General features: G+C 59.9%; 28 protein-coding genes and 1 pseudogene. 18 read left to right on the top strand and 11 right to left on the bottom strand.

Going from position 1 to position 23,632, the window contains the following annotated elements; translation table 11 throughout:
• Positions 1-57: 57 nt before the first annotated feature.
• The gene (locus ACEN93_RS05920) at positions 58-483 is read right to left on the bottom strand and encodes a GNAT family N-acetyltransferase (protein WP_074688926.1); all 426 of its coding nucleotides are present in this window, start codon (positions 481-483) and stop codon (positions 58-60) included.
• A gap of 137 nt (positions 484-620) precedes the next feature.
• On the opposite strand from ACEN93_RS05920, the gene ACEN93_RS05915 reads away from it, so the two are divergent.
• The 4 genes and pseudogenes from ACEN93_RS05915 (at position 621) to ACEN93_RS05900 (ending at position 3,715) form a co-directional block, all read left to right on the top strand.
• Positions 621-1,058: a hemerythrin domain-containing protein gene (locus ACEN93_RS05915; protein ID WP_039767386.1), complete on the top strand. Its 438-nt coding sequence runs from the start codon at positions 621-623 to the stop codon at positions 1,056-1,058.
• A 223-nt stretch (positions 1,059-1,281) separates the two neighbouring features.
• Positions 1,282-1,917: a lytic polysaccharide monooxygenase auxiliary activity family 9 protein gene (locus ACEN93_RS05910; RefSeq protein ID WP_039767385.1), complete on the top strand. Its 636-nt coding sequence runs from the start codon at positions 1,282-1,284 to the stop codon at positions 1,915-1,917.
• A gap of 39 nt (positions 1,918-1,956) precedes the next feature.
• Positions 1,957-2,982 (top strand): annotated as a pseudogene (locus tag ACEN93_RS05905) (chitinase); the annotation flags it as partial.
• A 142-nt stretch (positions 2,983-3,124) separates the two neighbouring features.
• Positions 3,125-3,715 (top strand): NUDIX domain-containing protein, encoded by a 591-nt coding sequence (locus ACEN93_RS05900; protein WP_064380653.1) that lies wholly within the window; start codon positions 3,125-3,127, stop codon positions 3,713-3,715.
• Here the strand turns inward: ACEN93_RS05900 and ACEN93_RS05895 are convergent.
• The gene (locus tag ACEN93_RS05895) at positions 3,712-4,227 is read right to left on the bottom strand and encodes a methylated-DNA--[protein]-cysteine S-methyltransferase (protein WP_103385913.1); all 516 of its coding nucleotides are present in this window, start codon (positions 4,225-4,227) and stop codon (positions 3,712-3,714) included. The genes ACEN93_RS05900 and ACEN93_RS05895 overlap by 4 nt on opposite strands.
• Positions 4,228-4,363: 136 nt before the next feature.
• On the opposite strand from ACEN93_RS05895, the gene ggt reads away from it, so the two are divergent.
• The 3 genes from ggt to ACEN93_RS05880 all read left to right on the top strand — a co-directional run bounded on the left by ggt (position 4,364) and on the right by ACEN93_RS05880 (position 7,819).
• Complete coding sequence (gene ggt, locus ACEN93_RS05890; protein ID WP_495611181.1) at positions 4,364-6,091, top strand: gamma-glutamyltransferase; 1,728 nt, start codon at positions 4,364-4,366, stop codon at positions 6,089-6,091.
• Between the two features lie 65 nt (positions 6,092-6,156).
• Positions 6,157-6,690 carry a cysteine hydrolase family protein gene (locus tag ACEN93_RS05885; RefSeq protein WP_039767374.1) on the top strand — a complete coding sequence of 178 codons (534 nt, stop codon included), beginning with the start codon at positions 6,157-6,159 and terminating at the stop codon, positions 6,688-6,690.
• A gap of 109 nt (positions 6,691-6,799) precedes the next feature.
• Positions 6,800-7,819: a lysozyme inhibitor LprI family protein gene (locus ACEN93_RS05880; protein WP_490840830.1), complete on the top strand. Its 1,020-nt coding sequence runs from the start codon at positions 6,800-6,802 to the stop codon at positions 7,817-7,819.
• A 9-nt stretch (positions 7,820-7,828) separates the two neighbouring features.
• Here the strand turns inward: ACEN93_RS05880 and ACEN93_RS05875 are convergent, their stop codons facing one another.
• Positions 7,829-8,470 carry a TetR/AcrR family transcriptional regulator gene (locus ACEN93_RS05875; RefSeq protein ID WP_103386010.1) on the bottom strand — a complete coding sequence of 214 codons (642 nt, stop codon included), beginning with the start codon at positions 8,468-8,470 and terminating at the stop codon, positions 7,829-7,831.
• Positions 8,471-8,593: 123 nt separating this feature from the next.
• Here ACEN93_RS05875 and ACEN93_RS05870 point away from each other — a divergent pair, with 123 nt between their 5' ends.
• Both ACEN93_RS05870 and ACEN93_RS05865 read left to right on the top strand, forming a co-directional pair.
• A complete protein-coding gene (locus ACEN93_RS05870) occupies positions 8,594-9,052 on the top strand; it encodes a GNAT family N-acetyltransferase (protein WP_074688916.1) in 459 nt (152 codons plus the stop codon).
• Positions 9,053-9,175: 123 nt separating this feature from the next.
• Entirely contained in the window at positions 9,176-9,790 is a 615-nt protein-coding gene (locus tag ACEN93_RS05865; protein WP_236177582.1) for a hypothetical protein, read from the top strand.
• Between the two features lie 56 nt (positions 9,791-9,846).
• On the opposite strand, the gene ACEN93_RS05860 is transcribed toward ACEN93_RS05865, so the two are convergent.
• Together ACEN93_RS05860 and ACEN93_RS05855 are read right to left on the bottom strand one after the other, a co-directional pair.
• Positions 9,847-10,392: a hypothetical protein gene (locus ACEN93_RS05860; protein ID WP_039767367.1), complete on the bottom strand. Its 546-nt coding sequence runs from the start codon at positions 10,390-10,392 to the stop codon at positions 9,847-9,849.
• A gap of 77 nt (positions 10,393-10,469) precedes the next feature.
• The gene (locus tag ACEN93_RS05855; protein ID WP_495611180.1) at positions 10,470-10,766 is read right to left on the bottom strand and encodes a DUF7693 family protein; all 297 of its coding nucleotides are present in this window, start codon (positions 10,764-10,766) and stop codon (positions 10,470-10,472) included.
• Positions 10,767-10,940: 174 nt separating this feature from the next.
• On the opposite strand from ACEN93_RS05855, the gene ACEN93_RS05850 reads away from it, so the two are divergent.
• Positions 10,941-12,386 carry a SulP family inorganic anion transporter gene (locus tag ACEN93_RS05850; RefSeq protein WP_495611179.1) on the top strand — a complete coding sequence of 482 codons (1,446 nt, stop codon included), beginning with the start codon at positions 10,941-10,943 and terminating at the stop codon, positions 12,384-12,386.
• Between the two features lie 19 nt (positions 12,387-12,405).
• Here the strand turns inward: ACEN93_RS05850 and ACEN93_RS05845 are convergent, their stop codons facing one another.
• On the bottom strand, positions 12,406-12,924 hold the full coding sequence (locus tag ACEN93_RS05845; RefSeq protein ID WP_074688909.1) for a carboxymuconolactone decarboxylase family protein: 519 nt from the start codon (positions 12,922-12,924) through the stop codon (positions 12,406-12,408).
• Positions 12,925-13,058: 134 nt separating this feature from the next.
• Here ACEN93_RS05845 and ACEN93_RS05840 point away from each other — a divergent pair, with 134 nt between their 5' ends.
• Positions 13,059-13,880: a cupin domain-containing protein gene (locus tag ACEN93_RS05840; RefSeq protein ID WP_495611178.1), complete on the top strand. Its 822-nt coding sequence runs from the start codon at positions 13,059-13,061 to the stop codon at positions 13,878-13,880.
• A 3-nt stretch (positions 13,881-13,883) separates the two neighbouring features.
• On the opposite strand, the gene ACEN93_RS05835 is transcribed toward ACEN93_RS05840, so the two are convergent.
• Positions 13,884-14,777 (bottom strand): DMT family transporter, encoded by an 894-nt coding sequence (locus ACEN93_RS05835; protein WP_495611177.1) that lies wholly within the window; start codon positions 14,775-14,777, stop codon positions 13,884-13,886.
• A gap of 89 nt (positions 14,778-14,866) precedes the next feature.
• Here ACEN93_RS05835 and ACEN93_RS05830 point away from each other — a divergent pair, with 89 nt between their 5' ends.
• From ACEN93_RS05830 to ACEN93_RS05820, 3 genes are all read left to right on the top strand, one after another.
• The gene (locus ACEN93_RS05830) at positions 14,867-16,198 is read left to right on the top strand and encodes an aminotransferase-like domain-containing protein (protein WP_495611176.1); all 1,332 of its coding nucleotides are present in this window, start codon (positions 14,867-14,869) and stop codon (positions 16,196-16,198) included.
• A 55-nt stretch (positions 16,199-16,253) separates the two neighbouring features.
• Positions 16,254-16,637, top strand: coding sequence for a c-type cytochrome (locus ACEN93_RS05825; protein ID WP_074688901.1), 384 nt, complete (start codon positions 16,254-16,256; stop codon positions 16,635-16,637).
• Positions 16,638-16,790: 153 nt separating this feature from the next.
• Positions 16,791-17,486, top strand: a complete 696-nt coding sequence (locus ACEN93_RS05820; RefSeq protein WP_163975800.1) for a hypothetical protein — start codon at positions 16,791-16,793, stop codon at positions 17,484-17,486.
• Between the two features lie 6 nt (positions 17,487-17,492).
• Here ACEN93_RS05820 and ACEN93_RS05815 read toward each other — a convergent pair whose 3' ends face one another.
• On the bottom strand, positions 17,493-17,723 hold the full coding sequence (locus ACEN93_RS05815) for a hypothetical protein (RefSeq protein WP_414882792.1): 231 nt from the start codon (positions 17,721-17,723) through the stop codon (positions 17,493-17,495).
• Positions 17,716-19,395 (bottom strand): sensor domain-containing diguanylate cyclase, encoded by a 1,680-nt coding sequence (locus tag ACEN93_RS05810; RefSeq protein WP_074688895.1) that lies wholly within the window; start codon positions 19,393-19,395, stop codon positions 17,716-17,718. Before ACEN93_RS05810 ends, ACEN93_RS05815 begins: the two co-directional genes overlap by 8 nt.
• Positions 19,396-19,569: 174 nt before the next feature.
• On the opposite strand from ACEN93_RS05810, the gene ACEN93_RS05805 reads away from it, so the two are divergent.
• Positions 19,570-19,905: a hypothetical protein gene (locus ACEN93_RS05805; RefSeq protein WP_039767351.1), complete on the top strand. Its 336-nt coding sequence runs from the start codon at positions 19,570-19,572 to the stop codon at positions 19,903-19,905.
• Positions 19,906-19,978: 73 nt separating this feature from the next.
• Here ACEN93_RS05805 and ACEN93_RS05800 read toward each other — a convergent pair whose 3' ends face one another.
• Positions 19,979-20,419: a phage infection protein gene (locus ACEN93_RS05800; RefSeq protein ID WP_495611175.1), complete on the bottom strand. Its 441-nt coding sequence runs from the start codon at positions 20,417-20,419 to the stop codon at positions 19,979-19,981.
• A 126-nt stretch (positions 20,420-20,545) separates the two neighbouring features.
• Entirely contained in the window at positions 20,546-21,115 is a 570-nt protein-coding gene (locus ACEN93_RS05795; protein ID WP_495611174.1) for a chorismate mutase, read from the bottom strand.
• A gap of 66 nt (positions 21,116-21,181) precedes the next feature.
• Between ACEN93_RS05795 and ACEN93_RS05790 the strand changes: the two genes are divergently transcribed.
• The 3 genes from ACEN93_RS05790 (at position 21,182) to ACEN93_RS05780 (ending at position 23,597) form a co-directional block, all read left to right on the top strand.
• Positions 21,182-21,508 (top strand): low molecular weight protein tyrosine phosphatase family protein, encoded by a 327-nt coding sequence (locus ACEN93_RS05790; RefSeq protein ID WP_414882871.1) that lies wholly within the window; start codon positions 21,182-21,184, stop codon positions 21,506-21,508.
• A 57-nt stretch (positions 21,509-21,565) separates the two neighbouring features.
• Positions 21,566-22,126, top strand: coding sequence for a nucleotidyltransferase family protein (locus ACEN93_RS05785; protein WP_495611545.1), 561 nt, complete (start codon positions 21,566-21,568; stop codon positions 22,124-22,126).
• A 115-nt stretch (positions 22,127-22,241) separates the two neighbouring features.
• On the top strand, positions 22,242-23,597 hold the full coding sequence (locus ACEN93_RS05780) for an MATE family efflux transporter (RefSeq protein WP_074688883.1): 1,356 nt from the start codon (positions 22,242-22,244) through the stop codon (positions 23,595-23,597).
• Positions 23,598-23,632: the final 35 nt, after the last annotated feature.

The raw sequence follows: 23,632 nt of genomic DNA, 5'->3' as shown, positions 1-23,632 counted from the left end.
CGGCTGGATGCGTTGATTTTGCGACCCTCACCAGCCTGCGGGCGAGGGTCGCTGAAATCAATCAATCAAGCGTTTCTGGAAGAAATGCCGCTTGTGCCCCAGCGGATAATCCACAATCTCGCCACATTCGCTATAACCCAGTTTTTTGTAGAACCCGGGCGCCTGAAAATCAAAGGTATCGAGCCAGATCCCAACGCAGTCCTTTTCCCGTGCAAACTCCTCGACCATGTTCATCAGCTTCGAGCCGATGCCCTGTCCCCGGCCTTGTTCCGGCACCGCCAGCAACTCGATAAACAGCCATCGATAGAACGTGTGCCCATAGAGGCCACCGAGGATCGCGTCGTTGTCGTCGCGCACCAGCAGCGCGACCGGTTCGTACAGCGACGGCCCGGCCTTGGCAATGTTGTAGGCACGCAGCGGCGCCAGGATGGCCGCGCGCTGTTCTTCGGTGGGGTCCTGCGACAGCTCGATCCGCAACGTCATGTTGTCTTCCTTGTAGTAATGAATCGGCAGCCTATCGCGCCACAGCCGATTGAAGCAATCGCTTGGAACCGTCGCTCCTGCGCCGCGGTCTAGCCCTTCAGGGCGTCCATCCGGTACGCGTTTGCCTGGGAGATTCCATGAACATTTTCGAAGCCCTGCGTGAAAGCCACGATCGTCAGCGGACCTACGCGAAATCGTTGATCAAGACCAGCGGTGACACCCCGGAAAGGGTTGAGGCCTACAAACAGCTGAAAGCTGAGCTTCAGGCCCACGAAACCGCCGAAGAGCGCCATTTCTATATTCCGTTGATGGAGATCGACAAGGGTGTCGACCTCAGTCGCCATGCCATTGCCGAACACCATGAAATGGACGAGATGATGGAAGAGCTCGACGAGACCGACATGTCCAGCCCGGCCTGGCTGGCGATGGCAAAAAAGCTCGCGGATAAGGTCCATCACCACTTGCAGGAGGAAGAGCAGAAATTCTTCCAGATGGCCGGCAAGCTGCTCGACGACAAGCAAAAGGAACAGCTCGCCGGGCAGTATGAAAAGGAGTTCAGAGCGCAGCTTCCCTGAACCGGTGAACGCAGGTGTTTGTAATGACGCGGTGTAGTCTTTTTGCCATGCGTTGAGTGAGCGTCGTCGCAGCGAGCTGTGTTTATATACAGTGTTTTCGGCATTTTTGAAGTTTCGCCGAGGCCGACTGCGACAAAACCGCCGATGGACAAAAAATCCCCCTCCGTTAGCTTGAAGGCCTCTCCTCGGACTGGAGAGTTCTTAAATCAACGGAGTGAAAAACATGAACCAACCACAAGCTCAAACCCAACTGCGACACGGTCGCGTCATTTCCCCTGCAAGCCGCGGCGCGGTGGCCATCGAGCAAGGATTGCTCGGTGGCTGGCAGGTCAATGAAATGGAGGGCGGCAAGAACTTCCCGGCACTCGCGGCTGGTCCGTTCCCCGCGCCGTTCGAAAGCGACAACCCGAGCGTCGTACCGCCCGCTGACGGCTATATTCTCAGTGGCGGCAAGAACGACGCACGTGACTGTGTGAACTTCACCGCAGAAGAAATGAGCAAGAAACTCGGGCGCCCGTTCTCCTGGCCACTGCTCAATGTCACTCCCGGCCAGACCCTTGAGGTCAAATGGGAATACACCGCGCCGCACACCACTCGCGGTTACCGCTGGCTGATCACCAGAGATGGCTGGGACCCGAAACAACGCATCACCCGAGCGCAATTGGAAGCGCAACCGTTTGCCGAGGATTTCTATCCGCAAGTGCCGTACTACAGTCATGCGGCGGAATTGAAAGCCAAGGTCACCCACACGGTGCAACTGCCGGGCAACAAGCAGGGGCATCACGTCATCGTTCTGATGTGGATCGTCGCCAACACCGGCAACGCCTTCTATCAGGCCTTCGATGTGGACTTCAAATAAGTCCGCAACGTCCACCCACACGTTCTGAAGGATTAGAACATGTCAAACATTGACTTCACCCTATTGAATAACCAGGCCAGCGATGCGGCATCGCTGATGCCGAGCCTTGCCGGCAAGAAGATCCTCATGGGTTTCTGGCACAACTGGCCGGCCGGCCCGAGCGATGGTTACCAGCGCGGCCAGTTCGCCAACATCACCCTGGAAAACGTCCCGAAGGAATACAACGTGGTCGCGGTGGCCTTCATGAAGGGCAGCGGGATTCCGACCTTCAAGCCGTTCAACGTCTCCGATGCCGAGTTTCGCCGTCAGGTCGGCGTGCTCAACAGTCAGGGGCGGGCCGTTCTGATTTCCCTGGGCGGTGCCGATGCGCACATCGAGTTGCGCGCCGGTCAGGAGCAACCGCTGGCCAATGAAATCATCCGTCTGGTGGAAACCTACGGTTTCGACGGCCTGGACATCGATCTTGAGCAGAGCGCGATTGATTTCGCTGCCAACAAGACCGTCCTGCCTGCCGCATTGAAACTGGTCAAGGATCACTACGCAGGCCAAGGCAAGCATTTCATCATCAGCATGGCGCCGGAATTTCCGTACTTGACCGCCTCCGGCAAATACGTCGGATATCTGCAGGCGCTGGAAGGCTATTACGACTTCATCGCTCCGCAGTTCTACAACCAGGGTGGCGACGGGGTCTGGGTGCCGGAAGCCAATAACGGCAGCGGAGCGTGGATCGCCCAGAACAACGACGCGATGAAAGAGGATTTCCTCTATTACCTGACCGAGAGCCTGGTGACCGGCACTCGCGGTTTCACCAGGATCCCGGCGGACAAGTTCGTCATCGGCCTGCCGGCCAACGTCGATGCCGCCGCCACCGGTTACGTGATCGACAAGACCGTGGTCGGCAACGCGATGAAACGCCTGGCGGTCAAAGGGCATCCGATCAAGGGCCTGATGACCTGGTCGGTGAACTGGGACAATGGCACCAGCAAGGATCGCGTGCCGTACAACTGGGAGTTCTGTCGGCGTTATGGGCCGCTGATTCACGGCGCGCCCTCTGCGGCACAGGGTGCTGATGCAGCGACGGTGAACGTGGCACATCAGTAGTCAATGAAGGAAAGCCCGGTAGCGCTGCCGGGCTTTTTTTCGTCGGCGGTTTGCATCATTTCACCTACCATGGCCTTCTTCCGATGACAAAAAAGGATCACGCGTCATGTCCAACACAGCCGAGCGGGTCAACATCGTCGATACCCAGGTGTTGTCCCACGACTGGTATCTGCTGAAGAAAATCACCTTCGACTATCACCGCAACAACGGTGACTGGCAGCGTCAGACGCGCGAGGTCTACGACCGTGGCAATGGCGCGGCGATTCTGCTGTTCAACCGCGAGCAACGCACCGTGGTGCTGACCCGACAGTTCCGCCTGCCGGTGTTCGTCAACGGTCACGACGGTTTGCTGATTGAAGTGGCGGCCGGACTGCTTGAAGGCGCGGCGCCGGAGCAGCGCATTCGCGACGAGGCGGAGGAGGAAACCGGTTATCGCGTCCATGACGTGAAGAAGGTGTTCGAGGCTTACATGAGCCCCGGCTCGGTGACCGAGAAATTGCACTTTTTCATCGCCGAGTACGATGCCTCGTCAAAGGTCAGTGAAGGGGGCGGTCTGGAAGAGGAAACCGAAGAACTGGAAGTGCTGGAGTGGCGTTTCGACGACGCGCTGGCGGCATTCCAGCGAGGCGAGATCTGCGATGCCAAGACCATCATGCTGCTGCAATACGCGGCGATGAATAACCTGTTTGGCGGTTAAAACAGATCACCGGTTTTACCGATGCCTGACCACTGGACACCTTCCAGGGTCAGCAGACGCTCCTTGGCTTCCAGGCCTCCGGCAAACCCGGTCAGTTTTCCTGAGGCGCCGATGACCCGATGGCACGGCGCAATGATTGAAATCGGATTGCGCCCGTTCGCCGCGCCGACGGCACGCACCGCACTCGGGTGGCCGATCTGTTCGGCAATCTGGCTGTAGGTGCGGGTTTCGCCAAACGGAATGGTCAGCAACGCGGCCCAGACCTTTTTCTGGAATTCGGTGCCGGCAAAGTCCAGCTCCAGATCGAACGCGTTTCGCGTTCCTGCAAAATATTCTTCCAGCTGTCGCGCGGTTTTCAGCAACAGCGGATTGTCCGGTGCCTCGCTCATCGGCCCCAGGCGCACCCGGTTCGGTTTGTCGTTTTCCCAGAGGATGGCGGCCAGACGTGATCCGTTCGCGACCAGCTTCAACTCGCCGACAGGCGAGGGCAGGGTGATGAACGTGTAGGCCATGGGCAAAACTCCGGGATGGGGCGGGGAACAGCGCCCAGCATACTGCCGGATCGGGGAGGCGCAAACCGCAATCGCGACCATACTGGCTGGTGCTCTTGAAGCGCTTTCCTACCTTATAAAAAGAAGAGACCGACTCATGAAGTACGAACCTTTTGCCAAATCGCTGATTGCGACCTCATTGGCGCTCAGCTGCCTTATGGCCCATGCGGCTTCGGTTGCCCCGGTGGCCGCCGAAAACGGCATGGTGGTCACCGCGCAGCACCTGGCCACTCACGTGGGTGTCGACGTGCTGAAAAGTGGTGGCAACGCGGTGGATGCGGCGGTCGCCGTGGGTTATGCACTGGCAGTGGTTTACCCGGCGGCGGGCAACCTCGGTGGCGGTGGTTTCATGACCATTCAACTGGCGGACGGACGCAAGACCTTCCTCGACTTCCGGGAAAAAGCCCCGCTGGCCGCGACGGCCAACATGTACCTCGACAAGGACGGCAACGTCATCCCTGATCTGAGCACCCGTGGCCACCTCGCGGTCGGCGTTCCGGGCACTGTGTCCGGCATGGAGCTGGCGCTGAGCAAGTACGGCACCAAACCGCGCAAGGAAATGATTGCCCCGGCCATCAAACTGGCTGAAGAAGGGTTTGAACTGGAACAGGGCGACGTCGAGCTTTTGGAGTACGCCACGGACGTGTTCAAGAAAGACATCAAGGATTCCGGCGCGATCTTTCTGAGCAACGGCGAGCCGATGCAGGTCGGGCAGAAACTGGTGCAGAAGGACCTGGGTAAAACCCTGCGCACCATTTCCGAAAAAGGCGCCGACGGTTTTTATAAAGGCTGGGTGGCCGACGCCATCGTTACCTCCAGCCAGGCCAACAAGGGCATCATTACCCAGGCCGACCTCGACAAATACAAGACCCGCGAACTGGCCCCGGTGGAGTGCGACTATCGCGGCTATCACGTCGTATCGGCACCGCCGCCAAGCTCCGGTGGCGTCGTGATCTGCCAGATCATGAACATCCTCGAAGGCTATCCAATGAAGGATCTGGGCTTCCATTCGGCCCAAGGCATGCACTACCAGATTGAGGCAATGCGCCATGCGTACGTGGATCGCAACAGCTATCTGGGCGACCCGGATTTCGTGAAGAACCCGATCGAACACCTGCTGGACAAGAATTACGCGACCAAGCTGAGTAACGCGATCCAGCCGCAGAAGGCCGGTGTGTCGGCGGAACTCAAACCCGGCGTCGCGCCCCATGAAGGCAGCAACACCACGCACTATTCGATCGTCGACAAGTGGGGCAACGCGGTCTCGGTCACCTACACCCTCAACGACTGGTTCGGCGCGGGTGTGATGGCGAGCAAGACCGGGGTGATCCTCAACGATGAAATGGACGACTTCACTTCCAAGGTCGGCGTACCGAACATGTACGGCCTGGTGCAGGGTGAGGCCAACGCCATTGCTCCGGGCAAGGCGCCGCTGTCCTCGATGAGCCCGACTATCGTCACCAAGGACGGCAAAGTGGTGATGGTGGTCGGTACGCCGGGCGGCAGTCGCATCATCACCGCGACCCTGCTGACCATGCTCAACGTCATCGACTACGGCATGGGGTTGCAGGAAGCGGTCGATGCGCCACGCTTCCACCAGCAGTGGATGCCGGAGGAAACCAACCTCGAAGACTTCGCCGCCAGCCCCGACACGAAAAAGATTCTCGAGAGCTGGGGCCACAAGTTTGCGGGCCCGCAGGACGCCAACCACATCGCCGCGATTCTGGTCGGTGCACCGTCGCTGGGGGGTAAACCAGTCGGAAAGAACCGCTTCTACGGCGCCAACGATCCACGGCGCAACACCGGGTTGTCATTGGGTTACTGAGCGGAGTAAAAAGGGGGCGGGCACAGGTCCGCCCCTGTCCAAGGACCGATCAAGGAAGGCTCACCATGACCACCGCATTGCTGATCATCGATGTCCAGCGCGCCCTGTGCGCGGGCGAATACGAGTGCCACGACGCCAAACGGGTAATCGACACCATCAACGGCCTCAGCGCCCGTGCGCGCCAGTCGGGTGTGCCGGTGGTGCTGATCCAGCACAACGAAAAGGACAGCCCGTTCGCCCACGGCGCCGAAGGCTGGCAATTGGCTGAAGGCCTGAACACTGCACCTGGCGATCTGCGCGTCGACAAGACTGCCAACGACTCGTTCTACCAGACCAATCTGCAGAAACTGATCCCCCGGGAAGACTTCGACCGCCTGGTGATCTGTGGCATGCAAACCGATTACTGCGTCAACGCCACCGTGCGTCAGGCCCATCAACTGGGCTACGACGTGGAGCTGGCGGCCGACGCCCACACGACGGTCGACAACGGCAACATGAGCGCCGAAGACATCATCGCCGAACACAACAAGGACTGGGCGCACCTGACCGGTTCAGTGGCGCGGATCGATGTGAAGCCGGCGGCCGGGATCACATTCTGACTCTTTCTTGCGCTAGAGCCCGGTTGTCCGCCAGCAACCAGTGAAAAATCCAGAGCATCGATAGCCCGAGCCCGGCATACTGCCGCCGCCTCAGGAATGGAATCTGTCGATGCTCGCTTTCAATCTCCGTCACGCCTTGCTGCTGACGTGTCTCGTATTTGCTACCACGTCCCACGCTGCCAGTTTTGACTGTGCTGGCGCTTCCAGCCCCGTTGAAAAAGCCGTTTGTGCGGATCCGTATACCTCGAGTCTCGATGAGAAACTCGGGGCGCTCTGGCGGACAACGTTGGCGCAGGTGGCTGACCCGCAAGCGCTCAAGGCTGATCAGCGTTCATGGTTGAAACAGCGCAATCAATGCGCTGCCAATAGCTCCTGCCTGCGCCGTGAATATTTGATGCGTCTGAAAGCGCTTGAATACGTGGCCAAGCCTTTCAGCTGGGATGCCACCTGGCAGATGATTCCGTGGGGCGTTTCATCGGCGGCAGAAGTCATAACCAAGCGTGTGGACGCCACGCATATTGCCTTTGATGTTTCTGCGTCAAATGGTGGCAACTCTGGTGACATGGACGGTGTGGCCACAATCGACGGTGCCGTAGCGCAATTCGCTGAAGGCAACTGCACCCTGAAATTCAGCGCCCTCAACGGTTTGCTGGATGTTGATTCCGATGGCGGTGAGGGGGCTTGTGGTGGCGGGATGGGCGTTTACTACGATGGAAGGTATGTGGCATCTGACCAACCGATCGCGATTGAATACGACTTGCTGAGCCTTGGCGTCGTGCGTACGCAGCAAGAAGATCAGGCATTACGCACGTTGCTCAAAAATGACTATCAGACGCTGCTGCAAAATAGCGGCTCAATGGCAGCCGGCGAGACCTCTAGTGATGTGCCGGGGGGTGAGGTCAATGAGTTCTGGCTGCGAGGTCTGGCTTCCAGCAACGCGGCGATTCTGATGAGCGCGCCGGGAGGCCGAGTTTGGCTGGTGTTATTGGTTTTCGATGAGCAACGCAAAGTCAGGGCGCGGTATTACACCAACGTTCCCAAATGGAAAAAGCGGGTGCCTGATGTGCTGCTGGCATGGCGTGAACGCTTGTCGGGGGATGCGACACTGCCTCTGGACCTGATGCCCTGACTCTCACGTTCAGGTCGCAAACATCAGCCTGCGAACATCACTCACCGGCTCGGACACGGCACCGCTCAACACCAGCCGCGTAATCGTCTGCGCCGCCACCGCATAATCCTCATCCTGCGGCACCTCCCGCCCGGTGATGCGCCCCATCTGCCAGCCAATGTTGGTGTAGGTGCGCGTCGCCGACCAGATGAACAACATCAAATGCTCGGGATCGACCGGCGCCAGCAGACCACGGTCGATCCAGCTGCGCAGGCACTCGACATTCCGCCGTGCCTCACCGTGCAATAGGTCGCGGCATTCGTCGGGCAACTGACGGCCGCCGAGCAGCAACTCACTACTGAAAACCTTGGCGATCGCCGGATGCTCGCGGGCGATGCGGATGCGGGCGGCAACGTAGGCGCGCAGGCCAATCAGTGGGTCGTCGCTTTCGCGCAGCACCGCCGAGGCTTCCAGCAACGGTTCGACGAAGCCGAGCAACACTTTGCCGTAGAGGTTTTCCTTGCTCTGGAAGTAGTAATACAGGTTGGCTTTGGGCACACCGGCGCGTGCGGCGATGTCGCGGGTCTGGGTCGCGTCGAAGCCGTTGGCGGCGAATTCTTCACTGGCGGCGGCCAGGATCAGTTGCTGGTTGCGTGCGCGGATGCTGCTCATGGACGGCATGGAGGTCTGGCCATTTCGGGTTCGAAATATACAAAACTATATAGCGATTAAGCCAGCGAACTCGTTTCTCGGCGCTATGCTGGTTTCAATTTCAATAACGTCAGGAAAAGGCCAATGACTCTCCGGGCCCTGCGCGCCACGACGACTCACCTCGACGCGGTGGCGAAGCTGTTCGACGCCTATCGCGGCTTTTATGGCCAGCCGTCGAACCTCGAGCAATCGCGAGCCTTTATTGCCGAGCGCATGGCCGGCAATGAATCGGCGATTTTTCTGGTGGAGGATGAAAGCGGTGAGGCGCTCGGATTCGTCCAGCTGTATCCGACGTTTTCCTCGATTGATGCCCATCGCACCTGGCTGCTCAGCGACCTGTTCACCACGCCGGCCGCCCGTGGCCGTGGAGTGGGGCGGCTTTTAATGAACACCGTCCGCGACTTCGCCGTCGAAACCGGCGCCAAGGGACTGGTGCTGGAAACCGCCACCGATAATTTCAGCGCCCAGGGTTTGTACGAATCACTCGGTTGGGTGCGCGATACGGGCTATTACACGTACACCCTCGATTTGCGCCAAAGCTGAGCTGGCGCACTCTTTTTCAGGTTTTTCCCGAATCAGGTCTTTTCCTGAACGTAGACGATCACTAGAATCCGCCCCGGTGCTCCGCAATGGAGGCTCTTTGATATCACTTTTAGGGAAGACATCATGCAATTCGGGAAAATCCTGGCGCTGGGTCTGGTGCTCGCGCTGGGCGGCTGTGCCAGTTTCACCCAGGACGAAGTGGCTCCGGTCACGCTGCCATCGATGGCCAGTTATGCCAACAAGCCAAACGTCTATGTCGATTTCGACTTTTACCAGGGCGAGCCGAAAAGCGCTTCCGCCGTGGAAATGCCACAAGCTCGGGACATGCTCAAACCGCAATTGCAAACCGTCCTGAAGGATTCGGGTTTGTTCGGTCGTGTGACCTTCGACCAGTTCGAGAAGCAGCCAGGTGACTACAGCCTGCGTCTGAAAATGTACAACCATCCACCGAATGGCGGTCAGCTGGTGCTGGCGTTCATCAGTGGTCTGAGCATGACGATCATTCCAGCCTATGCCACCGACCAGTACACCATGAGCCTGGAAACCCTCGATCAGCAAGGCCAGCCGCTGTCCACCGCGAGTAACCACGACGCGGTCGGCACCTGGATGGGCATCTGGTTCCTCCCGCTGGCGTTCAATACGCCGAAAGCGGCGGTGACCGATACATTCACTCGGCAGGTCAATGCGTTGCTCAAGGAATGGGCCGATAGCAACCGTCCGAAGTATTCGGGTATCTGACTCACTCCAGCGAGTGGGCAAAAAAAGAGCCGCAATCGCGGCTCTTTTTTTTGCCCTTACTTCAGGGCCTGAATGAACTGTGGATCGCTGTACAGATTCTTCAGCAAGTCCTGCAGCATCGGGTTGTAGGCGTTGGTCGCGTTGGGAATCGCGATAAAGCCGAAAAAGCTGCTGTTCCACTGATGGCTGACATCCTTGGTGGCGTCGTACACCACATCGTTGCCATTGCGCAGGGTGAAACGCGCAGCGATGGTGCCATCACCGGTACCCATGCCAGCGTTCAACTGGTTTTTCACGACCAGTACCTGCAGATGACGCGTCGCCTGCGGATCGAGCAGACCAGCCTTGCGCAGTTCTTCGGTGATCGCGTCCTGGATATGCGCCGGGATGCTGCCGGTCGGCGACTTGATCGGGTTGGCGCGGACCATCAACGAGCCTTCGCCCGATTCAGCGGTCACCTGTGGATTGCTGATCGCGTGCAGCGGCGGGGTTTGCTTGAGCTTCTGAACATTGTCGAAGCTTGGCTCGTAACGGGCCATGGTCATGCCACAGCCTTGCAGGAGCAGAGCAAACAACGGGATCAACAACAGCGATTTTTTCACGGCAGTTCCTTGCGCGTAGAAGAGGGGGGCGAATTATGGGCAGAGTGCCATCATTGAGCAACTCTGATTGCCGTCTCTCATTCACGTTGCCGCAACAAGCTTTCGATCTGCGCCAGTTCCCAGGTACTCAACAGACTGACCGGATCGGTGCCGAAGCGCTGCCGGGTGTCGAGCGTCCATTCGCGACCGTCCGGGCACAGACAATCAGCGCAGTGATGCAGGCGCTGGCCGTCGAAGTCCAGTTGCAAGCGCCAGCCTTCAATGTCGACCGCAACCCGATCCGCTCGCGCGTCCATCACCCGAAAGGCACACACGCCCAGCGCGGCATCGCGCAAGCGCTGGCACACTTCGCGGCTGGTCAATTCGCTCGGCATCCGAGGCTCCACTGGCAAAAACTGCGCGCCAGCATAAAGCGCGTGCCGACGGTTGTCAGCGATGACTGGCCCACGCCGGTGCATTTGCGTAACATCCGCAACCCTCTTTTTCCGCGGCGCTCTTTTGCGCCAATGCATGCGGCCGCGCCCGTCGGCCACTCTGTCAGGTAAGCCATGAAACCGATTCGTCTGCGCGCCGATGTCCTGGCCGGACTCACCACCTCGTTTGCCCTGTTGCCCGAATGCATTGCGTTTGCGCTGGTGGCTCACCTCAATCCGCTGATGGGCCTGTACGGCGCCTTCATCATTTGCACGCTGACCGCGCTGTTCGGTGGCCGGCCGGGCATGGTCTCCGGAGCGGCGGGTTCGATGGCGGTGGTGATCGTTGCGCTGGTGGTGCAGCACGGCGTGCAGTACCTGTTGGCGACGGTTTTGTTCGGCGGCTTGATCATGATGGCGTTCGGGCTGTTGCGGCTGGGCAAACTCGTGCGAATGGTGCCGCACCCGGTGATGCTGGGGTTCGTCAACGGTCTGGCGATCATCATTGCATTGGCGCAACTGGAGCATTTCAAGAGCGGTGAACAGTGGCTCAGCGGCACGCCGTTGTACGTGATGACCGGGCTGGTGCTGCTGACCATGGCCATCGTCTACATCCTGCCGCGCCTGACCCGCGCGGTGCCGCCGGCACTGGTGGCGATCCTCGGCGTCGGTTTGCTGGTTTATCTGCTTGGCCTGCCGACCCGCACCCTCGGCGACATGGCGCACATCGCCGGCGGCCTGCCGAAATTTGCGCTGCCGGACATCCCGTGGAATCTCGACACACTGCGCATCATCGCGCCCTACGCGATTCTGATGGCGCTGGTCGGTTTGCTGGAAACCCTGCTGACCCTCAACCTCACCGACGAAATCACCGAAACCCGTGGCTACCCGGATCGCGAGTGCGTGGCGCTGGGCGCGGCAAACGTGGTCTCCGGTGCATTCGGCGGCATGGGTGGTTGCGCGATGATCGGCCAGACCGTGATCAACCTCAGCTCCGGCGGACGCGGACGGTTGTCTGGCGTGGTAGCGGGTGTGTTGATTCTGCTGTTCATTCTGTTTCTGTCGCCGCTGATCGAGCGGATTCCGCTGGCGGCGCTGGTGGGGGTGATGTTCGTGGTGTCGCAGCAGACGTTTGCCTGGGCTTCGTTGCGGGTGCTGAACAAAGTGCCGCTCAACGATGTGCTGGTGATCATCGCGGTAACCACCATCACCGTGTTTACCGACCTGGCCACGGCCGTGCTGTGCGGGATCATTATCGCGGCGCTGAATTTTGCCTGGCAGCAAGCGCGCGAGCTGTACGCCGATGAACACCTGGAAGCGGACGGCAGCAAACTCTATCGCCTGCATGGCACGTTGTTTTTTGCCTCGACCACACCTTTCCTCAATCAATTCGACCCGGCCAGCGATCCGCAACGGGTGACGCTGGATTGCCGGCACCTGAGCTTTGTCGATTACTCGGCCATCGCCGCGCTGAAAACCCTGCGCGAACGCTACGCCAAGGCGGGCAAGCAGTTGCAGGTGTTTCACCTGTCCGAGCGCTGCAAGAAATTGCTGAAACGCGCCGGGGTCGATCACGACTGAGATCGACCCCGGTCACTGATCAGGCATCGATGGCGGGGAAATCGATGTCGGTCAGCGCCGCGTTGTTCAGGTAGTTGGTGAGGGTTTGCACAGCGACGAGGGCGATCACTTCGATGATCTTCTTGTCGTCGATGCCGGCAGCGCGGGCGGCGGCAATCTGTTCATCGCTCAAGTGACCACGGGTTTCGGTCAGTTGATGGGCGAGGGTGGCAAAGGCATTGAGCCGGCCATGACGCGCTTCGATGATTTCTTCTGCTGCCAGCCCGGCCTTGCTGGCGAACAGAGTGTGCGCCGCCAGGCAATAGTCGCAACCGTTGACTTGCGAGGTGGCCAGGTACACCGCCTCTTTTTCCTTGGCACTCAGGGATGTCTTGCCCAAGGTTGCCGAGATTTGCACGTAGGCATCCAGCGCGACAGGTGCGACGGCCAGGGTCTTGAACAGGTTGGGCAGGAAGCCGATTTTTTTCTGTACGCCTTCAAGCACTGGGCGAGTGGCGTCGGTGGCGGTTTCGAGGCTGAGAGGGGCGATGCGGCTCATGGTGATTCTCCGAAAGTCCGGTGCGAAGTGCGCCGGGGATGGAGGTCATGTTATTGAGCGCGGCTGGTGCTTTGGGTGCAAATCGTCGAGGATATGCGACAGATCGTCCAAACCTGTCCTTGCGAGAATCAGTCATGGATCGCCTTTCTACGTTGCTCAGCCATTTCGGCGTCAATGCCGGCACCTTTCACAGCGGCACGTTCTGTGGAGTGAGCGCCTACGGCGGCGACCAGGTGTGCGGGCATGTGCATTTGCTCCAGGCGGGAGAGTTGTTGCTCAAGCCGGGGAGTGATCCTGAGATTTCGCTCAATGAACCGACCCTGATCTTTTTCCCGCGCCCCATGGCCCATCGCTTGTTCGCCAACGAAGCCATGGGCACGCAGCTGGTGTGTGCTTCGCTGACCTTCGACGGCGGCGCGGGCAATGCTTTGGCGGCAGCGCTGCCGGATTATCTGGTGCTGAAACTCGCCGACCTGCCGGAAATGGCCAGCACCCTGGAGTGGCTGTTCAAGGAAGCTTTCGACGGCCACTGCGGGCGCGAAGCGGTGATGGACCGGCTGTTCGAATTGCTGGTGATCCTGTTGCTGCGCCACCTTATCAGCAGTCGCAACCAGCAGCCCGGCATGATGGCGGGGCTGGCCGATCCGAAGATTTCCCGAGCCTTGAATCTGATGCACGACCAACCGGCCAAGGCCTGGAGCGTCGCCGAACTGGCGAGCGCCGCCAACCTGTCCCGCGCCGGTTTCGCCGACCACTTCCGGCGGGTGGTGGGGCAGACGCCGGTGGATTATCTGGTGAACTGGCGGATCAGCCTCGCGCAGAAACGCCTGCGCGAGGGACGACCGATCGCCCTGATTGCCGAAGAAGTCGGTTATGAAAGTCCTTCGGCGCTGGCCCGGGCGTTTCGACGCAAGACCGGGCTCAGTCCGCGGGAATGGAAGGCTGGCGCGAGTTGAAGACTATCTGGCGAATTTCTTTGCCCCGGCCACGCACAGGATCACCCCCAGCGTAACCACCAGCATGCCCACGCTGACATGCTCATGCAGCAAGGTCGCGGCCAGTGCCAGGCCGAAAAACGGTTGTAGCAATTGCAGCTGTCCGACCGCCGCAATCCCGCCCTGAGCCAGCCCGCGATACCAGAACACGAAACCGATCAGCATGCTGAACAGCGAAACGTAAGCCAGACACACCCACGCCGACACGCTGATACCGCTGAACGAGGCGGGCGCAAGCCATACGCTCAGCACGGCCATCACCGGCAACGACAACACCAGCGCCCAGCAAATCACCTGCCAGCCGCCGAGGGTGCGCGACAGTTTTGCGCCTTCGGCGTAACCGAGGCCGCAGGCGAGAATCGCCGCCAGCATCAGCAGATCGCCGGCGGGCGAGGCAGTCAGGCCTTGCGAGATCGCGAAGCCGACCACCAGCGAACTGCCCAGCACCGAAAAAATCCAGAACACCGGACGCGGCCGTTCGCCACCGCGCAACACACCAAAAATCGCCGTCGCCAGCGGCAGCAATCCTACAAACACAATCGAATGCGCCGACGTCACGTATTGCAGCGCCAGGGCCGTCAACAACGGAAAACCCACCACCACGCCCAGCGCGACGATCAGCAAGGACAACCACTGATCCCGCGCCGGACGCCGTTCGCGAAACAGCCACAACAGGCACAACGCCAGGGCGCCGGCGATGGTCGCGCGGATGACGGTGAGAAACACCGGGTCGAATTCCAGCACCGCCAGCCGCGTGGCGGGCAGCGAGCCGCTGAAGATCACGACGCCGATGAAGCCATTGATCCAGCCGCTGGTTTTTTCCAGGGCCGGGGTGCCGAGTTGGGTGGTTCGTTCCATACGCATTGCGCTCAGTGGTGGGTTGCGTTGAAACAATCCTAGGGACGAGAATCAGCACAATCAAAGAATTGTCATGGATACAGCCCGACATGCCGCGCTCCCGCTACAAGACCCTCGTCGACACCTATGCCGCCGACATTCGCTCCGGTCGCCTTTTGCCCGGCACTCGCTTACCGACTCACCGGCAATTGGCAGCCAGCGAAGGACTGGCGCTGGTCACGGCCTCGCGCGTATACGCCGAGCTCGAGGCCATGGGCCTGGTCAGCGGCGAAGCCGGGCGCGGCACGTTCGTGCGGGAAACGTCGTTGTTGCCGGGGCAGGGCATCGACCAGAAAGACGTCGCGGTGGGCATGATCGATCTGAACTTCAACTACCCGTCATTGCCGGGGCAGGCCGAGCTGCTGCGCACCGCGTTGCGGCAGCTGGCGTTGTCCGGCGACCTTGAAGCGCTGCTGCGCTATCAGCCCCACGCCGGTCGCCAGCATGAACGGGCCTCGGTGGCGCGGCACCTGCAAACACGGGGCTTGAGTGTCGAGGCCGAGCAGGTGCTGATCGTCAACGGCGCGCAGCAAGGGTTGGCGGTGACGCTGATGGCGCTGCTCAAACCCGGCGATGTGGTTGCCGCCGACGCCTTGACCTATTCGGGATTCAAAGTGCTGGCCGAAGCGCTGCACCTGGAAGTGGTGGCGATTCCCGTGAAAGAGCAGGGCCCCGATCTGGCGGCCCTCGACAGACTTTGCCGCCAACGACCGGTGCGTGCGGTGTACAGCATGCCTACCCTGCACAACCCACTGGGCTGGGTGATGCCTTTGGAGCAACGTGAGGACTTGATCGCGATTGCCCGCCGGCATGATCTGACAATCATCGAGGACGCGGCCTACGCCTTTCTGGTCGATAACCCGCCACCTCCCTTGGCGGTTCTGGCACCGGAGCGCACGGTCTACGTCTCAGGCCTGTCGAAAAACATTGCCACCGGCCTGCGTGTCGGCTTCATCGCCGCGCCGGTCGAACAGGTGGCGGCGCTGGAGCGGATCATCCGCGCGACCACCTGGAACACCCCCGGGGTGATGACCGCCATCGCCTGCGGCTGGCTCGACGACGGCACCGTCAATTTGCTCGAAGCACAAAAACGCAGCGACGCCCAGGCCCGGCAAGCCCTGGCCGCGCAGATTCTCGAAGGACTGTCGACTGTCGGCCATCCCTCTTCGTATTTTCTTTGGCTGCCGCTGCCGGAAGATATTCGGGCCGACCACATCGTGGTCGAGTTGATGCACGAACAGGTTTCCGTCACGACCGCAGAACCCTTCACCGTTTCAGCCCATGTGCCCCATGCGATTCGTCTGGCGTTGGGATCGGTGGACATGCTTGCCCTGCGTCAAGCCTTGCTCAAAGTCCGCCAGGTCGTGGGCGCCTACCTGTAGCGCAAGTGACCGCGCAGGATTACCCTTGGCGCCGCCGAAGCTCTGGAAATCCCTGATGAAAAACGCTGCAGTGACTTTCGCCCTGATCCTCAACGCTGGCCTGCTCAGCACACCCGTTCTGGCCGCTGGTGACGCCGAGGCCGGCGCAAAAATCTTCCCGCGCCTGTGCGGCGGCTGCCATCAGGTCGGTGAATCTGCCCGCCCGGGCTTCGGTCCGGAACTCAACGGCATCATCGGCCGCCCGGCGGGGACGTCGGCGAATTACGTGTATTCGGACGCGATGAAAAACTCCGGCCTGACCTGGGATCGTGAAACGCTGACGAAGTATCTGAAGGATCCGAAGGGCGTGGTGCCGGGTACGCGGATGATCTTCTGGGGGCTGAGTGACGAGGAGAAGATTGATAATTTGTTGGCGTATCTGCAGACGTTTTCTCAGTAATGAAGCGCCTGTGCGGGAGCTGCACATTTGAGGGGGCGGGGCGTTAGCCTTGCACGCGCCCCAATTTTTCCGTGGCAATGAGTCATGCCAGGTTCAAGGATTGGCGAGTGCGGGCGATAAGTCTGATGTCCAATCCCTCGAACTTTCCCCACCATGAAAAAATTGCTCGTTGTTATTGGCGCACTCTTGCTGTTATGTGGATGCGTCACCAAGAACTTCAGTGTCGAAGATCGTCAACAGATCAAGACACTGAAGGTGCTACCGGTATTTGTTGCCGTCGATAACTTCAAATACACCAGCATGACTCAAGCCTGGAGCGCGGGACTGGGGGCCGGCGCCGGGGCGGCCACCGGGATGGCGGCCGGTGCATCGACGACACAAGTCAATGCATTGGCAGGCGCGGGGTCCGTTGAGGGGACAAAAAATGGTGATGTGCTGACGGGGGATATTTCCCGGGCAATCCTCAACAACATGAAGGCCAATGATATCGACCTGGCCAAACTGGTCCGCCAGAGTTTCGTTGACCGGGTTCAGCAGGAGCGGCTGTTCACAATAGTCGGAGAAGGCGAGCAGGCCGACGCCGAAATCGAAATCATGGTCGGACAGTGGGGGCTGTGCCTCAAAAACTTCAGCGAGGTGCTGTATCCGGTGATCGGCGCCAACGCCCAGATCAAGCGCAAGGGTTCGGCGGTCTGGCGAAACTTTGAAACGATCACGGTATTCAATGATGCCAACAACCTTGCCTATCTACCGGAGCAATACGCGAAAGATCCGGAAGTCCTGCGCAAGGCATTTACCCATGTGTCTGATCTGCTGATGGCTGAACTGGTCAAAGATATGAAGCAATAAAGCGGTTTACTTCAGCGCCAGCCTCAATCGCGCAGTCACATCTTTGATCGACGCCCCCTGAATCGCAGGGGGTGTCGGGCTTTCGCCAAACTCTCGCCAGATAAACAACGTCAACTCGGCGCCATCGGTGGCAGTCTGCGCATTCTCCAGACTGCCGAATGCCATGTGGTGATTGAGTAGCCAGTGTTCGGTTTCGTGGAGGATGAATCGTGGCGGGATCGAGTGCGCATCAGCCATTTTCGCTCACCTCGATGAGCGAAGCCTGGCAGGCCACTTGATTGCGACCTGCCGCTTTTGCCTTGTACAACCGCTGATCGGCACGTTTGACCAGTGCTGTCGGGGTGTTGTCGGCCGGGTCGGCCAGGCCGACACCAATGCTTACGGTAACGAGCCCGACCAGCGGAAATGTCGCTTCGGCAATGGTGGTCCGGATCTTCTCGGCGACCACTTCCGGGGTGTCCGGTTTGGCGATTTCCGGCAGCAGCACGGCAAACTCCTCACCGCCATAGCGTGCGACAAAATCGGTGGCCCGGGTGCTGATCTGTATGAGTTGCGCCAGTTGTCGCAGCACGTCATCTCCGACCGCGTGGCCGTGGGTATCGTTGATGCGTTTGAAATGATCGACGTCGATCAGCAACAACGCAAACGGCCGTCCGGTACGGCGAAACAAAAGACTGTACTCGGTGAGCTTTTCGTCAAGCCGGCGACGGTTGAACGCGCCGGTCAAACCATCATGAGTTGCCAGACTCAGCAGTTCGGCATTGGCCTGGGTGAGGGCAGCGGTACGTTGTGCGACCGTGGCTTCCAGCGAAGCGTTGGCTTCCTGCAACTCGCGCTCCTTGGCCAGCAGCGATTGGGTCATCGTGTCGATGGACTGGCCGAGCTGGGCGATTTCCCGAACCGGATGCTGCAACTGAAAACGCGTCCCCGGCTGATTGTTCTGCACCTGTTGAGCCGAGCGTGCCAATTGCTCGATCGGGCGACTCAGGTACAGCGCCAGATAGTAGGCGACCAGTGCAAACACCACCGCAGCCATCACCCCCAGCAGCAACAATTTATAGAGCAGCAGGCGCGCCGGTTGCAGCGCGGTGTCCAACGGCTGGCGCACGGCAATCGACCAGGATAACGCGGTGCTCAAGGGCGTCGGCACCGTCACCGCACTGGTCAGGTAACCGTCGCCGACGGTCCACCCCGGCGAGTCGGGATTATTCGCTGCCAGTTGCTGGCCAACCAGCGCTTCCGGATACAGCACCTTGCCGTCGTGATCGACGATCAATGCCTCGATGTCCGGCGCGACGCCTTTGTGCGAAAGCGCCGCCGATTCGACGATGCGTGTCACCCAACTCCAGTGCGCGTGGGCGCCGAGCACGCCGATCACCTGGCCGTCGGCATTGTGAATCGGCGCGGCGAAATCGATGAAGCGCAGCGGTTCGCCATTCGCCAGCGCCGGCAACATTTTTGCCAGCAACACGGCTTCGTGTGGGTCGCCGGTGTATTCACCGCGCAAACCCGCCTGGAACCACGGACGCTGTTGGACAGACTGGCCCACCAGCAATCCGTTGACGGCCTGATGCACCTGACCGTTGGCGTCGGCGATGCCCATCCACGCATATTCGGCGCGGGCCTGGGTGCGCAGCTGCATCGATTTGAGGATCGCCGGGTTATCCAGATCACCACGCTCCAGATGCGGCGCACGACTGAGCAGATAAACCTCCAGTTGTCGCTCACGCAATTGCTCACCCAGCAATGCTGCGGCCGACCGTGCGGTGCTCAACAGGGCATTGCCGCTGGCCTGTTTCATTTGTTCGGTGGCGATGTGGCCGACATAGAAGCCAACGCTCAACAGCGTCAGCAGGGACAAACCGGCAAACCAGAGAGTCAGGTGGCTACGCAGACTGGCTTTGAGCATGGAGAAATGGCTGTCTTTATTGGAGTGGCGCCATGGTATGCGACATCGCGGACGGGCTGCCAGCAAGGCGTTTAATGAAAGTCTGCCGAGGCCGATATCAATGAGCCACTGTGTTCGGTAAAGTGTGCGCCGCCCGAGAGACGGATCCCGGGCGTTTACCCATGGAGTCTTGCAGTGAAATACCTCAGCAAAGTAGTCGCCGCCGCACTGTTCGGTGTGGTTCTGGCAGGTTGCACCGGCACCCCGATGAACACCAGACATTACGACAGCAGCCAATACACCGTGATTGGCCACAGCGAAGCCACTGCCACCGGCCTGATGCTGTTCGGCGTGATCCCGATCCGGCAGAACAGCCGTTTCGTCCGTGCGCAAGAGGCCGCCATCCAGGCCAAGGGCGGCGATGCCATGATCAACACTCAGATTCAGGAAAACTGGTTCTGGGCATGGGTCCTGAGCGGCTACACCACCAAGGTCTCCGGTGACGTGGTCAAACTGAAAACCGTGCAATAAGCACCGGTTGGACGTGAAAAAGCCCGGCTGATCAGGCCGGGCTTTTTGTTTGTACAGCGCTAGAGCGTTTGATTCAGGCGACGCGGCGTTCTTGCAGGCGATCAGCGCCACCTTCGGCAACGCGGCGTTCCAGCAGACGATCCGAGCCACCTTCAGCAACGCGGCGTTCTTGCAGGCGATCAGCGCCACCTTCGGCAACGCGGCGTTCTTGCAGGCGATCAGCGCCACCTTCGGCAACGCGGCGTTCGATCAGACGATCCGAACCACCTTCAGCCACGCGACGTTCGATCAGACGATCAGCGCCACCTTCAGCAACACGACGTTCGATCAGACGATCCGAACCACCTTCAGCCACACGGCGTTCGATCAGACGATCCGAACCACCCTCGGCCAAGCGACTTTCAATCAACCGATCCGAACCGCCTTCGGCGATCATGGTGTGGGCGGGTTTGGCTGCAAAAGCGTTGACTGCAAGAACCGAGAAAGCGATGCCGAGAAGGATTTGGCGTTTCATGATCGTGTGCTCCAGGGGTGTTGTTTGTTGGGTATGGAGCCGATGTTACGCCGCGGATTTTTTATGAGAACTTCATTGAACTGATGGTGACTATCGACGCCAGCAATGAATGCCAAGACCCTTGTTCTAGGGCGCCAGCGGCCGAATGCACAGCTCTCCGGTGGCGCGGGTCAGGGCCAGATCATGCAGCGCATCGCGGGTCAGACCGGTGCGTGCCTTGGCCAGCCACACCGGGCAGTTCGGGTCCTGACGGTAGGGCGCGAAGTCGGCGTATTGCTGCAACAGACGGGCTTGCAACTCGTCCAGACGCGGGCGAATCTGTTTGCCCAGATCCGGGCGCGGCGTGTCCGGCGCGGCACCGGCTGCCTGCCACTGTGCGAGCAAACCGTACTGCACCAGTTTGTTGGCCTCCATCTGTGCGGCGATCAACTGCGCGACATCTTCCGGGTCGAGCTTGCGTTCGGCGGCCAGCTTGCGGGCGTTGTCGATCACCTGCGCCTCACGGGGACTGTCCTGGATCGGCTTGCCGCTGTCCCATTTGGTCAGGGCGACGAGGTCGCCGATGTTCAGGCGTTCGTTCAGGGTTGCCACTAAAGGTTGCAAGGATTCGTGTGCGGCACCCGTTGTGGCGGCTTGCGTGGTATTAGTGACCAGCACCAGGAGCGTGCAGGCGAGCAGGCGTGGAGATTGAAGCATGATAAATTCTCGAACGTTGTAGAGTTGGAAGAGCGTCATGGTCGAGTATTGGCATGGAGTCAGCCGGTGTTGAAAGTACTTTTTATTTGTAGCCAGAATCGTTTGCGCAGTCCGACCGCCGAACAACGGTTCGATGATTGGCCCGGCGTGGAAACTGCGTCGGCGGGTACCGATCGCGAGGCGGATGTCCCGATCAGCCCTGAACTGCTGCATTGGGCTGACCTGATTTGTGTGATGGAGCCAGCCCATCGCAAAAAACTTTCCAGTCGATTCCGCTCGGCGCTGGCGAACAAACACGTTGTTTGTCTGCACATACCGGATGAGTACGAGTATATGGAACCAGCGCTGATCAAATTACTGGAAGAGAGCGTTATTCGGTATTTACCCGCTTGAATTTCAGTTCAGGCACCCATGCATACCGAGCTTCGTCATGACGACCGCAGAAACCCAATGATGCTAAAAGCCAATCTTCATGCACTCATGGCAAGTGATCGCGCACGCATGCAAATTCTTGAGATTGTAAGAGGATTGCAGTTGCGTGATTGCTGGGTCGCCGCCGGATTCGTACGTAGTCTGGTCTGGGATCATCTTCATGGGCGGGCGTTCTCTGCGTTGCCTTCTGATGTAGACGTCATTTGGTACGACTCGGATGACGCAAGTCCAGAGCGTGACGCGCAGTTGGAGTCATTGCTAATGACGCTGGACAGCAGCATAAGTTGGTCGGTCAAGAATCAGGCAAGAATGCATCAGCGTAACGCAGATCAGCCCTATGCTTGTGCAACCGAAGCAATGATGTTCTGGCCTGAGACGGCCACAGCCATAGGCGTCAGACTTGGTGCCAACGGCGTTATTGAAATAGCTGCACCCTTGGGCCTGCAGGATCTGTTTTCCCTCGTTGTCCGCCCTACGAGCAGGTTCCTCGCCGAGAAGCATTCGATCTATCTGGAGCGCGTCCGCGCCAAGTGCTGGCATCTTGATTGGCCGCTTTTGCAGATCATGATGGAACGATGAACTCAGCTTCGTCCGCTTTTAATCAGACAGAAAAACCTTCACCGCTATTACCTCCGACAAGTCTCAAAACATCTAGCGTAATATCCAGGCAATCCTCCACCCGAGACGGACCTCAATGCAAACCCCCGCTCAATCCCCCCTCTGGAAAACCTACCTGCTGTTCCTGGCCCCGATGGTGCTGTCGAACTTCCTGCAATCGATGTCGGGCACGGTCAACAGCATCTACATCGGCCAGATGCTCGGTACGCAGGCGCTGGCGGCGGTGTCGGGGATGTTTCCGATCATTTTTTTCTTTATCGCGCTGGTCATCGGCCTGGGTGCCGGGGCAGGGGTGTTGATCGGTCAGGCGTGGGGCGCGCGTGAGTCGCACATGGTCAAGGCGATTGCCGGGGCGACGCTGTTGCTTGGGGTATTGATCGGGCTGGTGGCGGCGGTGCTGGGCAGTGTGTTTGCGCGTCAGGCCTTGCAGGGTTTGGGTACGCCGGCGGATGTGCTGGACGATGCGGTGGCCTATGCCCGGGTGATGATGTGGACCTTGCCGTTTGTGCTGGTGTACGTGCTGTTCACCCAGTTGTTACGCGGGGTGAGCGACACACTGTCGCCGATGTTGGCGCTGCTGCTGTCGACCGTTGTCGGGCTGGCGCTGACTCCGGCGTTCATTCGCGGCTGGATCGGCTTGCCGCAATTGGGGATCCAGAGCGCGGCGGTTGCAGGTCTGGCCGGTACGCTGGCGTCGATGGCGTGGCTGTCATGGAGCCTGATCCGCAAGGGTCATCCACTGGCGCCGGATCGTGAGTTCTTCGCGGCGCTGCGACTGGACGGCGCAATTCTCGGCAAGGTGTTGCGTATCGGCCTGCCGACCGGGGTGCAGATGATTGTGCTGTCGCTGTCGGAGCTGGTGATTCTGGCGCTGGTCAACCAGCACGGCTCGCAGGCGACAGCGGCCTATGGCGCGGTGACGCAGATCGTCAACTACGTGCAGTTCCCGGCGCTGTCGATTGCGATCACCGCGTCGATCCTCGGCGCCCAGGCGATCGGTGCCGGGCGGTTGGAGCGAATGGGCCCGATCCTGCGCACCGGGCTGTGGATCAACGTGTGCCTGACCGGTGGCTTGATCCTGTCGGGTTACCTGTTGTCGCACTGGTTGCTGGGGCTGTTCCTGACCGAAGACTCGACCCGGGCGATGGCCGAGCACCTGTTGCACATCATGTTGTGGAGCCTGTTGATCTTCGGTTTCCAGGCGATCATCGGCGGCATCATGCGCGCCAGCGGCACGGTGCTGGTGCCGGTGGGCGTGGCGATCATCTGTGTGCTCGGTGTGCAGTTGCCGGCGGCCTACTGGCTGGACGGGCAGTTCGGTCTGCAGGGTGTGTGGATGGCGTTTCCGATCGCGTATCTGGGGATGCTGGTGCTGCAGACGCTGTATTACACACGGGTCTGGCAGCATCAGAAGATCGAGCGACTGGTGTGACGGGCCGGGCGGGCCTTGGCGGGGCTGGCGCAAGT

The sequence above is a fragment of the Pseudomonas sp. Pseusp21 genome (genome assembly GCF_059492145.1).
Note: the sequence above shows the minus strand (reverse complement) of the source record. Positions and strands in the feature narration are given on the sequence as shown.